Annotated in this window: 21 protein-coding genes and 1 pseudogene; 16 read left to right on the top strand and 6 right to left on the bottom strand. The window is 67.7% G+C overall.

Going from position 1 to position 11,675, the window contains the following annotated elements; translation table 11 throughout:
* Positions 1-8: 8 nt before the first annotated feature.
* Both MKK55_RS16755 and MKK55_RS16760 read right to left on the bottom strand, forming a co-directional pair.
* The gene (locus MKK55_RS16755) at positions 9-998 is read right to left on the bottom strand and encodes an SPFH domain-containing protein (RefSeq protein WP_147726337.1); all 990 of its coding nucleotides are present in this window, start codon (positions 996-998) and stop codon (positions 9-11) included.
* A 31-nt stretch (positions 999-1,029) separates the two neighbouring features.
* Positions 1,030-1,782: an NUDIX hydrolase gene (locus MKK55_RS16760; RefSeq protein ID WP_147842444.1), complete on the bottom strand. Its 753-nt coding sequence runs from the start codon at positions 1,780-1,782 to the stop codon at positions 1,030-1,032.
* A gap of 243 nt (positions 1,783-2,025) precedes the next feature.
* Here MKK55_RS16760 and MKK55_RS16765 point away from each other — a divergent pair, with 243 nt between their 5' ends.
* From MKK55_RS16765 to MKK55_RS16785, 5 genes are all read left to right on the top strand, one after another.
* Entirely contained in the window at positions 2,026-2,493 is a 468-nt protein-coding gene (locus MKK55_RS16765) for a hypothetical protein (protein WP_243936555.1), read from the top strand.
* 87 nt (positions 2,494-2,580) lie between these two features.
* Complete coding sequence (locus MKK55_RS16770) at positions 2,581-2,925, top strand: hypothetical protein (protein ID WP_243936563.1); 345 nt, start codon at positions 2,581-2,583, stop codon at positions 2,923-2,925.
* Between the two features lie 33 nt (positions 2,926-2,958).
* Complete coding sequence (locus MKK55_RS16775; protein WP_147859067.1) at positions 2,959-3,258, top strand: hypothetical protein; 300 nt, start codon at positions 2,959-2,961, stop codon at positions 3,256-3,258.
* 367 nt (positions 3,259-3,625) lie between these two features.
* On the top strand, positions 3,626-3,814 hold the full coding sequence (locus tag MKK55_RS16780; RefSeq protein ID WP_243936565.1) for a hypothetical protein: 189 nt from the start codon (positions 3,626-3,628) through the stop codon (positions 3,812-3,814).
* Between the two features lie 202 nt (positions 3,815-4,016).
* Positions 4,017-4,208, top strand: coding sequence for a hypothetical protein (locus tag MKK55_RS16785; protein WP_147726332.1), 192 nt, complete (start codon positions 4,017-4,019; stop codon positions 4,206-4,208).
* A 75-nt stretch (positions 4,209-4,283) separates the two neighbouring features.
* Here MKK55_RS16785 and MKK55_RS16790 read toward each other — a convergent pair whose 3' ends face one another.
* Positions 4,284-4,637 (bottom strand): heme utilization protein, encoded by a 354-nt coding sequence (locus MKK55_RS16790; protein ID WP_243936567.1) that lies wholly within the window; start codon positions 4,635-4,637, stop codon positions 4,284-4,286.
* A gap of 236 nt (positions 4,638-4,873) precedes the next feature.
* Here MKK55_RS16790 and MKK55_RS16795 point away from each other — a divergent pair, with 236 nt between their 5' ends.
* Positions 4,874-5,122 carry a hypothetical protein gene (locus MKK55_RS16795; RefSeq protein ID WP_147842439.1) on the top strand — a complete coding sequence of 83 codons (249 nt, stop codon included), beginning with the start codon at positions 4,874-4,876 and terminating at the stop codon, positions 5,120-5,122.
* Positions 5,123-5,224: 102 nt separating this feature from the next.
* Here MKK55_RS16795 and MKK55_RS16800 read toward each other — a convergent pair.
* Positions 5,225-5,461 (bottom strand): annotated as a pseudogene (locus tag MKK55_RS16800) (chemotaxis protein CheB); the annotation flags it as partial.
* Positions 5,462-5,611: 150 nt separating this feature from the next.
* Here MKK55_RS16800 and MKK55_RS16805 point away from each other — a divergent pair.
* The 7 genes from MKK55_RS16805 to MKK55_RS16835 all read left to right on the top strand — a co-directional run bounded on the left by MKK55_RS16805 (position 5,612) and on the right by MKK55_RS16835 (position 8,757).
* Positions 5,612-5,851 carry a DUF6894 family protein gene (locus MKK55_RS16805; protein WP_147842438.1) on the top strand — a complete coding sequence of 80 codons (240 nt, stop codon included), beginning with the start codon at positions 5,612-5,614 and terminating at the stop codon, positions 5,849-5,851.
* Positions 5,848-6,594, top strand: coding sequence for a Crp/Fnr family transcriptional regulator (locus MKK55_RS16810; protein WP_147842437.1), 747 nt, complete (start codon positions 5,848-5,850; stop codon positions 6,592-6,594). The genes MKK55_RS16805 and MKK55_RS16810 overlap by 4 nt, the downstream gene beginning before the upstream one ends.
* Before the next feature lie 293 nt (positions 6,595-6,887).
* Positions 6,888-7,025, top strand: a complete 138-nt coding sequence (locus MKK55_RS16815) for a hypothetical protein (RefSeq protein WP_187274779.1) — start codon at positions 6,888-6,890, stop codon at positions 7,023-7,025.
* A gap of 143 nt (positions 7,026-7,168) precedes the next feature.
* Positions 7,169-7,456 carry a hypothetical protein gene (locus tag MKK55_RS16820; RefSeq protein WP_147842436.1) on the top strand — a complete coding sequence of 96 codons (288 nt, stop codon included), beginning with the start codon at positions 7,169-7,171 and terminating at the stop codon, positions 7,454-7,456.
* 114 nt (positions 7,457-7,570) lie between these two features.
* Positions 7,571-7,879, top strand: a complete 309-nt coding sequence (locus MKK55_RS16825; protein ID WP_147859061.1) for a hypothetical protein — start codon at positions 7,571-7,573, stop codon at positions 7,877-7,879.
* A gap of 285 nt (positions 7,880-8,164) precedes the next feature.
* Entirely contained in the window at positions 8,165-8,536 is a 372-nt protein-coding gene (locus tag MKK55_RS16830; protein ID WP_147859060.1) for a hypothetical protein, read from the top strand.
* A complete protein-coding gene (locus MKK55_RS16835) occupies positions 8,533-8,757 on the top strand; it encodes a hypothetical protein (protein WP_147859059.1) in 225 nt (74 codons plus the stop codon). Before MKK55_RS16830 ends, MKK55_RS16835 begins: the two co-directional genes overlap by 4 nt.
* Positions 8,758-8,860: 103 nt before the next feature.
* On the opposite strand, the gene MKK55_RS16840 is transcribed toward MKK55_RS16835, so the two are convergent.
* Positions 8,861-9,055 carry a hypothetical protein gene (locus MKK55_RS16840; RefSeq protein ID WP_147726124.1) on the bottom strand — a complete coding sequence of 65 codons (195 nt, stop codon included), beginning with the start codon at positions 9,053-9,055 and terminating at the stop codon, positions 8,861-8,863.
* Between the two features lie 269 nt (positions 9,056-9,324).
* Here MKK55_RS16840 and MKK55_RS16845 point away from each other — a divergent pair, with 269 nt between their 5' ends.
* Together MKK55_RS16845 and MKK55_RS16850 are read left to right on the top strand one after the other, a co-directional pair.
* Positions 9,325-9,750 (top strand): helix-turn-helix domain-containing protein, encoded by a 426-nt coding sequence (locus MKK55_RS16845; protein WP_147860443.1) that lies wholly within the window; start codon positions 9,325-9,327, stop codon positions 9,748-9,750.
* A 363-nt stretch (positions 9,751-10,113) separates the two neighbouring features.
* Complete coding sequence (locus MKK55_RS16850) at positions 10,114-10,356, top strand: hypothetical protein (protein ID WP_147726322.1); 243 nt, start codon at positions 10,114-10,116, stop codon at positions 10,354-10,356.
* Positions 10,357-10,374: 18 nt separating this feature from the next.
* On the opposite strand, the gene MKK55_RS16855 is transcribed toward MKK55_RS16850, so the two are convergent.
* Entirely contained in the window at positions 10,375-10,686 is a 312-nt protein-coding gene (locus tag MKK55_RS16855) for a hypothetical protein (protein ID WP_243936569.1), read from the bottom strand.
* Between the two features lie 635 nt (positions 10,687-11,321).
* On the opposite strand from MKK55_RS16855, the gene MKK55_RS16860 reads away from it, so the two are divergent.
* Positions 11,322-11,675, top strand: a 354-nt coding sequence (locus tag MKK55_RS16860; protein WP_409566080.1) for a 2Fe-2S iron-sulfur cluster-binding protein, incomplete at its 3' end; no start/stop codon positions are given.

Consider the following 11,675-nt stretch of genomic DNA (forward strand, 5'->3'; position numbering starts at 1 on the left):
CACGACGCCTAGCGCGAGGCGGCCGCGAGCGGCGGCACCGGCCTGCGGAACTCGCCCAAGGCGGCGGCCAGCAGGTCGGGCGTCACGTTGACGTGCTCGATCGTCTCGAGCTTGCCCGCGAGTTCGCGCGCGGCCAGCCCGAGCAGCACGGCCGGCGGGAGATCGCGATAGATCGCGGCGCGGCGCTGCTCGGCCTCCGCCCGGGCGCCTTCCACGAGGCGGATGCGCTCGGCCTCGGCCGCCGCTTCCAGCCCCTGCGCCTCGGCGAGGCCGGCGGCACGGTCGCGGGCGTTCTCCGCCTCCCGCGCGATGAGCAGCGCCTCGCGCCGGGCCAGTTCCGTCCGCGTCTCGAGCTCGTTCTCCGCGATGGCCCGCTCCTTCTCCACCGCGAGGGCGCGCCGCGCGAAGGTCGCCGCGTCCGCCTTCTGCTGAAGGGATTCGAAGGTCGGCGTCTGAAGCGCGCGCTCCAGCTCGCTCGACGGCGCCAGGTTGGTGAGCCGCACCGAGACCACCGCGATGCCGATCTCCGCCAGGGCCGGCGCCGCCTCCAGGACCGATTGGAGGGCGACGCGCAGGGGCTCGGGGCCGGCATCGAGGAGGGCGCCGACCGGGTTCCCGCCGATCGCCTGCAGGACCGCTTGGCCGGCGATGCCGCCGAGACGCGCCTCGATGCGCTCGATCGGCTCGCCCTGAGGCCTGCCGGTGCGCAGCCCGAGCGAGAAGTCGACCCGGCTCGCCAGCAGTTCCGGGTCGACCACGCGCCAGCCGATCGTCCCCTGCACCACGATGGTCTGGAAGTCCCGGCTGCGGCCGCGCACGAACAGCGTCATCTCGCGGTCGTCCATCGGCACCTCGCTGATGCTCGCGGTCTCCGGCCGGAACCAGAAGACGAGGCCGCGCCCGCTCTGCCGGATGCGACCGTTGCGGTAGCGGATGACGTGGCTGCTCGCCTCGCTCTTCAGCTGCGCGACCGGACCGATGTTGCGGATCGTAGCCATGGGACCCTCCTCGTGGGGGCGGAGCCGCAGATCAGAGCGGCTTCCGGTAGCGATAGAGTTCGGCGGGACGGAACGAGGTGCCGGTCTCCCGGGCACCCGTCGGCACGAGCCAGCCCCGATCGAGCATCCGGCGGCGGAAGGCCGGCTTGTTCAGGGTCGTGCCGAGGATCGCCTCGTGCACGTCCTGCAGCTGCCGCAGGGTGAAGGTTTCCGGCAGCAGCGCGAAGCCGACGTCGGAATAATCGAGCTTCCCCCGCAGCCGCAGGATCGCCAGAGCCAGGATGTCGGCGTGGTCGAAGGCGAGCGGCAGAGCCGTGCGCGCCGCCCGATCCCGTGCGGCGAAGACCGCGACGGGGCGGCCCGCCTCGCTCTCCCCGGGCACCGCCATCCGGGCTGCCGACAACCCGGCGTCGCCCATCAGCACCTGCGTGAACAGCGCCTCGGGCAGGAGGGCGAGGTAGGCGACCGAGACGATGCGCATGCGCGGGTCCCGGTCGACGGCGCCGAAGGTGTAGAGCTGCTCGAGATGCGTCCGGGCGGCTTCGTCCGCGCCGAAGCCGGCCTTCTCGCGCAGGATGCGCCCGGCCGCCGCGTCGAGCGGCTCGTCGATCGCGACGAAGCTGCCGGGCAGCGCCCACCGGCCGGCATGCGGGTGCTGCGAGCGCTCGATCAGGAGCACGGCCGGGCGGCCCTCGCTCAGCCCCAGCAGGACGAGATCCACGGTGAGCGCCGGCCGCGCGAACGCGGCGGGATCGTACGCCTCCAGGAATTCGGTCTCGCTCACGGCAGCACCATATATCCGTTATGCATCTAACTAATATCCAAGATAAATATATGTCAAGCGCGGGGGGGTGATGCGCCGTCCTCGCTGGCCGAATTGCCCGTGCGGCAAGGGCAGCTTCGGCGTGCAACGCGTCGCGTACGGCTGCGGAAAGCAAAATTTGATCGCAACCGCTGGTTTCGCGTTGATGACGCTGAACGGCAGCGTCTTCGGCGTTTGCCTCCCGGAACCACCGAGAGACGTGTCATGATGTTCACCCGATCCGCCTGCGCCCGAACCCTGATGGCTTCGACCGTCATCGTGGTGGGGTGGACGAGCACCGCCTCGGCGGACTGCCTGAGACGGGTCTACAATCGCTCCGCCGCCGTGCTGGTCGCCAGCCAGGATGGTGGGCCCGCCTTCGTCGTGAAGCCGGGGCGTTTCGCCACCGTGCGGCTGTCGCAGCCGGGGCACGTCGATCTGACGGCCTACTGCGCACCGCTCGGCCGCCTCGGGCAGCCGGTCGCGGGCGGGCGGGAAGCCGCGAAGATCCACCTCGAATACGAGGCGGTCCTCGACCGTTGCTACATGAAGTTCGGCGACGGCTTCTTCCAGCCGGATCTCGGCCCCGGTTTCGTCGGCACGAAGGACACCGCGCCCTTCACCGTCAACAACCCGAACCAGGGCGATATCGTCCTCGGGCCGTTCAACGCGGAATGCACGGGACAGAACTGAGGACGCAGCGTCCTCGGCTTCGCGGCATTCTCTCCCGGAGCTTGGCTCCGAACCCGGCGTGCGTCGACCTCGAGTGGAATGTGGATCATGGCGGGCGAACAGGGAGACACCGCGCAGATGTCCGAAGTCCTGCGCCTGATCGGAATCTTGTCCGATGCGGTGCTCGACGCGCAGATCATGAATCGCCCGGTTCCGGAGGCGCAGGTCAAGGCACTGAACGATGCGGCGCTCCTGCTGCAGGAGCATCGCATCGCCCTGCCGCCGATGCTGCTTCAGGCGCTGCACGGCCTGGACAGCACGCACGGTCTCGATCGAGCGATCAGGGGTCGCGGCGACGATGCGGCGACGGAGATCGTTCGCGAAGCGGAGGAACAGGACGAGACAAGAGGTCTTTCCCGATTCCTGCGGCCGTTCCGGAACTATCGTTCGTAGGCCGGCTTCTCTCGGCATATCTCCGGAGGAAACATGACCAAGTTCACGACCCTTTCTGGCGCTGCCGCCATCCTGATGCTCACGGCCGGCGCGTCCGTCGCAGCCCCCTGTGCGGTGGGCACAACCACCAACAACCAGGGCACGTCGTCCTCGGCCGACAAGAGCTCGATGGCCGACGGGACCTCGACGGCGAAGACGACCCCCGGCGCCAAGGCCGAGACCCCCGGAACGGTCGGTGCCCTGAATAACGTCGGTGCCGGCACCAAGCCCGCCGACGGCGAGCAGAAGCCGGCCGAGGGCCAAGTGGTGAAGCCGGGCAGCAACGACTGCTGAAGCCCGAAAGCGGTTCCAGACCCCCGATCCGATGGCCCTGCAGCATCTGGCCTGCAGGGCCATTTTCATGCGTCGACTTCCCGTTCCCCAGTCAAATCCGAAATCGACCCAATCTCCGCCCCGCGGCATGGAGAGGGTCTGCGGGTTCGCGAAGCGGAGGCTTCATGAGCAGGTCATGGTGGACGGTTATGCGTTCCGGCGCCTGACGTGCGATCGACGGAAAGCTTCTGAGATCGGCTTCGTTCGGGACGGACAGATCGCCGCGCGGCAGCCGTTCTCGCTGCACCGCAGCACTGCGAGCCCCATCTATGGTGCAACGCAAGCGCTGACAGCTACACCGTCGGTGTCCCCGAACCGGAGATCCGCCATGTCGAACCTCGAACACCGCGCCGCCGCCCGGATCACCTCCACCGATCTGAAGGCACTGCCGCTCGTCCCGGAGCACATCCGCGCCCAGTACGGGGACGCTCTCACCCGCATTCCGCACGTTCGCGTCGCCGCCCATAAAGTCGAAGCCAGCACCGCCCTGCCGTCCGTCGGATCGTTCTTCGGTTGACGGCTCGCCTTCGGGCTCGGCCGCATCGTCGGTGGCGCCGCGAGGATCGGTGAGGTCCGATCTACTTCCGTTCCTGCTCCTGCGGATCCGCCGATCGGTCGATCCCGTCGGCGACCGAAGTTCGGAATCGGCGTGAACTCGGTTTCCTCGTCGATTTCCCGCCCCTCGGGCTGGCACGTCGACGCCGGTGAGGAGCCCAAGGATGAAGACGAGCCGGTGCTGGACGATCTTTCCGCATCGTCGGCGTCGCCCGGAGGTGCACGATGTCGTTTTCGCAACGGTCTCCGTCTTCGTGAGCCAGGAAGGCCGCTACGCCCGTGATCGTGGCGAGCCGATCGGCGCCGCCCCCTACCCGGAGGGCTCCGACGAGCACGCGACCTGGGAGCGCGGCTGAAAGGTTCCGGATTGCGAGATCCGCGACACGATCGCCAACCGCGATCCGGCTCTGACGCCCGAAGCGTCGAGCGACCTAGCCGGAGCGCCTGGCGCTCCACCGTCCGCTGCAACCGACGATGCCGCCGGTGGTGCGCCAGGTTCCGCTGCCGCTGCCCGCGGCGTCGAGGGTTCCCGCGATTGGCACCCGGTTCGCGCCCTTGACGATCGTGGCCTGCACGGTTCCGCCATGCGAGACGCCGCCGTCGACGTCGATCTCGTCGCCTGGGATCGAAGCGTCGCTATCCTTGATCTGAACCTGATAGCGCGTGCTCGCCGGGCACGGCCCTTCCTCGGTCACGGCCGTGATGGTCCACGAGCCGTCGAACCGATCGGGGACCCGGACCTTCTTCCGCGCGGCTTCGGCCGGAACGAGCAGGGCTGCGAGCACGCAGCCGGCGAGAACGGTGACGGAGATGCGAGACATGAGCCGCTTTTCGCGTGAGGGCGGCCGAGGGAAGGCCGGAAACCAGAGATACGGCGGAGCCGGCCGAAGGGTTTCCGCGCTCGTCATCCGTGCTCGCCATCTCTCGACGAGCCGGCAACCATGGCGTTAGGGCCGCGGACCTTTTCGGCGCTTGGGCCGGTTGATCCCCCGCCGCACCTGTCAGCGGTGTGGAGTGTCCCGTGTACAATCCCTTCTTCTCGTCGATGATGCTCGCCTTCGAATCCCAGAAGGTGATCGAGCTGCGCCTCGTGCGGCTAGCCTGGGGCGGCCGCGAGGGCATGGCCGAGATGCACTCGATGGTGGCCGAGAAGATCCAGGCGAGCATCGAGGCCGCCGGCACCCTGATGATGGGCGGCTCGCCCGAAGTCGTCGTCGCGCGATACCGCGAGCACGTCGCCGAGAACACGAAGCGGCTGTCGGCCGCGTAGCCGTCTGCCTGCCCGCGCCAACGCGCGGACGCCCGGTCGGCGATCGCCTCGACCGACGGGCAGGCATTGGGGGATCAAGAGCTGCGCGTCCGCCTCGGGTTTCTGGACGAGGGCCACGCCACCGCACTCCTCGATGATCCGCAGGCCTTCCGCGCCGTCGCCGTCGTAGCCGCGGAGCACGATGCCGACGGCGTGCTCGTCGCGGCTTTCGGCTGCTGCGATGAACAACGGGTCCGCGGTCGAGCCGGATTCAGTACTCGGGACCGGGCGTGCGCCGGCGACTTGCCGAAGCGGAGCGAGACCGCCCGTCGAGGCGGCGATGATGCCGACCGAGCCCATCGCGTCGAGCCTGCATCAACCCAGCATTGCGCGATTTAACTTATGATGGAGTGGAAGCGCGCCGCCTTCGCTATGCGGCTCGTAGGCGCCCCGATCGCCAGCCATGGCTTGCCGATCGGGGCGCCTGCCTCCCGTCCATCGGAGACGACGTTGCCACGCTACTTTTTCGACATCGCGGACGGCGACCTTCGGATCGACGAGACCGGAACCGAATGCGCCGACCTCGACGCGGTTCGAAGTGCCGCCATGCAGATCCTTCCCGAGATCGCACGGTTCGAGACCGGGAACGGCGACCGGCACACCTTCACCGTGATCGCCAGGGATGCGGACCGGCATCCGGTGTTCACGACGACGTTGAGCCTGACCGGCCTCTGGTTGGTCGATCGGTGAGCGACGCCCCCGACCCGGGCCTCCCATCGGTCGCCCCAGCGTCATGGCTGATCCGCAAGCTGAAGAGCACGGCGCAGATCTCGGCTCGGGATCGCGCCGACATCGAGAACCTGTCGTTCACGGTCCGAACCTTCGGCGGACGCACCAGCATCGTTCACGAAGGCGACGTGCCCAAGCAGTGCTGCCTGGTGATGGACGGATGGGCGTATCGCTGCCGCAGCCTCGCCAACGGACAGCGCCAGATCTTCGCCTTCTACGTGCCCGGCGACATCCCGGACATCGAGAGCCTGCACCTGCACGTGATGGACCAGGGGCTCGTGGCGATCGCCCAGACCACGGTCGCCTTCGTCGCGCACAGCGACATGCGCGCGCTGATCGAGCGGAACACCTCCCTCGCGATGGCCCTGTGGCGCGATACGCTGATCGATGCCACGCGCTGCCGCGAGCGGGTGATCAGCCTTGGCCGGCGCCAGGCGGTCGGCCGGATGGCGCACCTGTTCTGCGAGATGTACATCCGGCTCAGGACGGTCGGCGTGGCGGACGACTTCCGGTACGTGCTGCCGCTGACCCAGGCCGAACTCGCCGACGCTTTGGGCCTGTCTTCCGTGCACGCGAACCGCTCGTTGCAGGAACTCAGGAAGCTCGGCTTCGTGACGCTTCACCGTCGCGAGCTGATCATCCACGACTGGGACGGCCTCGAGACGGTCGCCGAGTTCGATCCCGCCTACCTTCACATCGTCTGACTGCACATCGTCTGATCGGTCGGACGCCGGCACGCCGGAGCGGTCGCCGTCGCGCGTCGGAGAGGCGCGTCCGAGACTTGGCCCGAGAGGATGGCGCACGACGATGCCGGCAATGCCGTCACGGGGGGGCGGCAAGCTGAGACTGAAGACGGCACGCAGACGATGTGAAAGGCGAAGCATCGTCGGCCACGATGCAGGGTCCGGCAAGCAAAAGACGGCGGGACGCCGCGGCTTTAACAAAGCGTTCACCACCACACGGGATACCAGAAACAACTCACGATTGTGGTCGGTCCATGTATCTGCCGTTGATCGCCGCACTGATCATGCCCTGCGCCCTGATGGTCGCCGTGGCCTCTGTCGCCAGCCGCGGCGATCCCGACGATCGCTGGACCCGTTCGCCCCACCGGATCCGCCGGCTCCTGAGCTTTTAGGGCGACCTTGCGGCCTTCCGCCGACGCGACGCCGTCCGCTTAAGGTGTCCTGCCGCTCTCGACCGAACCGACGGCACGTTCACCACTTGTTAACCATTACAATCGAAAGTTGCGTCAGTAGATCGACGAGAACGGGTGCCGACGTGATTGGTCTTGCGCAATCCGAGGAACAGGCGGTCGAGCGCCTCACGCTCCGTCTCGTCGAGGACGCCTATTACGACCTCGCGGCGGTGGTACAGGGGGCGCAGCCGCAGGCGGCGGCCGCCTTGCTGGCCGTGATGGAGCAGCGCGTCACCGACGTCCTCACGGGGGTCTGCCGCACCCGCGCCGAAGGCGAACGCTCGGACGCCATCGCTCTGGCGGTCGGCGAGCGCGTCGCCGAGATCATGGACCAGGCGCATGGTCGCCGGTCGTCGGCGCGCGCTGCCTAGAGCATTTTCGAGCGAGACGGATGCCGGCTCGCGTGAAGACAAAGCCATCTCACAACAAGATGAAGCATCGTCCGTGATCCAGTGATCACGGACGATGCTTCGGGAGATCGAACCATGACCGTCGACCGTAGCGCCACCTTCGAGAAGCGGGCGATCGAGGGCTTTCTCGGCGTCGCCCTGCAGGTCGCCCTGGTGCGGCTCGGAGAGCTGTCGGGAAGCCGCGCCGAAGAGGCACTGGACCATTTCGAGCATTCGCTCGTGCGCGCCCTGCGAACGTTGACCGGCCCGGAAGGGGCGAAACTGTCGACCCAGACCGCGGTCGAGGACACGATCGTCATCCTTCGCAAGACGATCGATGCCGCGAGCCGGAAGGTGGCCGAGAGTCAATCCGCGACGATGACGTCCCCGGCCATCGCAGCGTGACGCTGCCTTCGGGTGGAAGTCCAGCATCGCGCGGGTGCTTGACTCGAGATGCGCCAGAGCAGGCAGCCGGACTTGCCGAAGACCGTCGATCGGACACTGCCTGATCCGACGGCCGCCGCGGCGGAGACAGGCTTGTCGCTGCAGACGTCGGCTTGAGCTTGTCGTCAGTGCCGAGCGTCGTCGCCTCATGCAGATCTCACCCGCGATAGAGGGTTGCTATTCCGGCCATCTCTATGTGACGTTGAGCCGACATTACGTTTGCCAACCACGGGTGTGGGTACCCCCGTGCTCGACATCGCCTACGGTGATTGCGATCTCGCCGACGACCGCGGCGGGTTCGGATGCTGGCCGGTCTACACCGAGATCGCCGCGTTCGACGGGGTGCCGGGAAGCGAGCCGTTCCTCAAGGCGGCGACGCCGCGAACCGACCCGGCCCATACCATGACGCGCTCGACCTTCATCGCGAGGAGCTACGTGGCCTCTGCCCGGCAGGCGCCGGAGAAACCGACGTCCCGCCCCGTCGACGCGTGGCTGTCCGATGGCGCGGTGTCCGCATTCCTTCGGGAGATCGCAGGCACATCGTCGTCGCGAGCCGGGCGTGAAAGGATGCATGCGTCCCGTGCGGCCGGACCGATGCGGCAGGCGGCGACCGCATGACGCGCGCGTGGGAAAAGCTCAAGTCGCTGTTCTCCGGAGCAGGGCCGCAGCACCCTGTCGAGTACGCCGAGCTTCGGACACGGCACCCGCCGCGGACCGTCGCGGACCGCGTCGAGCCGACGACGGTGTCCGGCAAGCAGGCCGCGCCGACAGACGACGGCATGGCTCTGGTCTACGAGGCCGTCGAGCGGGAACTTCGCGCGGCCGGCCTGAGACCGTGAGGCGTGGCGGCCGGCCCGGTGGAGTCGAGCCGCCGGACGCCTCGGTCGAACGGGGCACGGGTCCGCCCCCGCGGATGCGGAGGCGGACCGTTTTTGGGAAGCCTTAAGCAGCGTCGGCGTCGTCGGCATCGAGGATGCCGTCGAGGTCGCCCACGAGCGCGTCGAGCTGCTCGGACGTCGAGCGGATCTTGAACCGCGTCCCGTCCTCAGCCTCAACCGCGATCTCGACGTGGTCGCCGACCTTGGCCGCCAGCGCCTGCTTCAAAATGTAGGTCGTCACGTCTGCCTTGTCGGCCATGCCAGCTCCTTCGCGTTCGCCGCGGGCAACGCCGCACCGCTCGCTTCGTCGGTGCGGCAGAACCTCGCGGCACCGTGCATGGCGCACGGCCTCCACGGGGCCGGCACGCGATCCGCTCGGCCGTTCGTCACAAAGCCAAGCTATGACATTTCTGCAACCCAGGATTGATCGCAGCTGCGAAACTCAATCGCGCGCAATGCGTATTGGGATGTGCTCGGAACAGCAGCGAAGCTGGTCGAGTCGTCTCCAACCTGAAAGCGAATGCCCGAATGACCCCCATCCATGCGCCGAAGCTCGCGACCAGCGGCGACCGATCGATCGGAAGCCGCATCGCGGCGTATCGGACCGCTCAAGGTCTGAGCCAGACCGCGCTCGGGCAGGCTCTCGGGGTCACGTTCCAGCAGGTCCAGAAATACGAGAAGGGACGCAACCGTGTCGGTGCTGCCCGGCTTCAGGCGATCGCGGATTTCCTGGGCGTCCCGGTCTCGACCTTCTTCGACGCTCCGGCAGAGATCGGCGATGGCCGCGAGTCGATTCAGCAGCTGTTGCAGGATTCCGAGGTGATGGACCTGATCAGGACGTTTGCCGGCATCTCCGACAAGGCGACGCGCCAAGGTGTCCTTGCCATCGTCAAATCCGCCGCAACCCTCGACGCCGAATTCACGAAGAGGGTGGATTCAGCGATCGTCGATTGAATGCGCGACCGATGGCGCCGCGCGCAAGGTCAGTCATCGACCGGGGCCGCCTGTGATGCCCTGAAGAGAAAGAGCGGGCTCGGGAGCGACTGAACGTATCGCGACATTATTGGTAAAATTGTTTTTTCGGGCGCCGAAAAGATAATTTGACGTCGTGATACCGATTTAATGCCGTATGCGCCGAGTGCATGGCGAAGTGTTGCGATGGACAGATGAGTGCGTCCGGGGGCGGAATTATAAAAGAAGAACTGGCCTTTGCTCGCATTATGTTGCGTTGCAAAATGCACATGTCGCAACGCACAAATTCTGTGGTTCAATCTCTCGGTCGGTCGGCTCTGCAAGCGACCCAACCGGAGATCCGTCATGCGCTTCACCCACGCCCTCGCCCTCATCGCGTTCGCCTCGGCATCCGTCTCCGCCGGCGCGGCGATGGCCGACGAGTCCTTGAACCTCACCCCGCCGCTCTACCGCGAGCAGGCCCGGACGTCTCAGCAGACGCGTTCCGTCAGCGATATGACCACGACGCCTCAGCCCGTGGCCGCCACGAAGCCGGTCGCGCCGCGCCGCGTTGTCGAGGTGGTCGCCGAGGCCGTGCCCGCTCGCTGAGTCCGCGCTCCCGTGGCGTCACGATCTGCGTTCGGCGGCCCGCCCGCCGGCGCAGCCGATACGGTCGCCGGCGGATCGCGATCGCGGATCGGTGAGCCGAGGCGCGCCGCCGATGACCGTGACGCGCATCGCGACATCCCCGAACGCGGCATGGACGGCGTCTCGATTTCGACCTGAACCACCCTGTCGTGCGCAGCCTGTCTCCTCGTGACGGAGGCCGCACGATGAGCGAGACCGAATCATCGAGCCTTGGGCGATCGGATCTTCTGCAGCGGCAGTCGGATCGACGACGAAATCGCCGATCGTCGCGCTGACCGTCAGCTCGCGCACCGAGGCCACGCCGGAAGCGAACCCACCACACGACGTCGGCTCGGGCGTCGACCGGGCAGGAGGTCGTCGACCCGCATCGCCTACGGTACCGAGGACGACATCGAGATGGTGCCCGGCCAGCCGCGCTATCCCCGATGCATCATCGCGGACGAACGCACGGCCTTCGCATGGTCACCCGAGAGGTGGCGCGCGCGTGCATCATCATCCCGAGCGGGCGGCATCACGGCTCTTCGCCTCGCTGAGCGATGTCGCGGATTTCTCGTCACCACCGATCCCGCGACCATCAGGGCGGCGGAGGCAGGGTTTTTGAGATTCCGAGGCGTCGGCACCCGGAAGGGTGCGACCAACCGGCAAGGCGCGAACGCACGACGGACCGAAGCGGGCGACCGGGGTCGGTGCCGCGTCCTCGGGAGCCGCCAACACCCCGGATGCGGCAGGCGAGGCGATCCCGACGCGGGATGCCGGGGCGAAATGTCCGTGCCGAGCACCGGACCGAAGCCGGTGGCACTTTGGAGCTTATCCAGCCTGCCGGAGTTGCCCTGGGCATTCCGCTTCCGACGGACGGCCTTCGGGCGCGTCGTCGCCCCCCCGCAACAGGTTCGGAGACCATGATGGCACCGCCTGGAGAATTCGACATGAGCCGACGAGACGTGGTCGCCAGCGCGACCGCCGCCGCGGCCCTTTCCACCCTTCCCGCGGGCGCCCGCGCCGACGCTGCGTCCGGCGACCGCCCTGTCCTGGCGCGGGTGTGGTTCACGATCAACGGCCAGCGGCGCGAGCTCGAGCTCGACACCCGCACGAGCCTGCTCGATGCGGCGCGCGAGCATCTGCACCTGACCGGCTCGAAGAAGGGCTGCGACCACGGCCAGTGTGGCGCCTGCACGATGATCGTCGACGGGCGGCGCATCAACGCCTGCCTGACGCTCGCCGTGATGCACCAGGGCGCCGAGATCACCACCATCGAGGGGCTGGGCCGGCCCGACAACCTG

It is taken from the genome of Methylobacterium sp. J-059 (assembly GCF_022829485.1).
Taxonomy (GTDB): domain Bacteria; phylum Pseudomonadota; class Alphaproteobacteria; order Rhizobiales; family Beijerinckiaceae; genus Methylobacterium.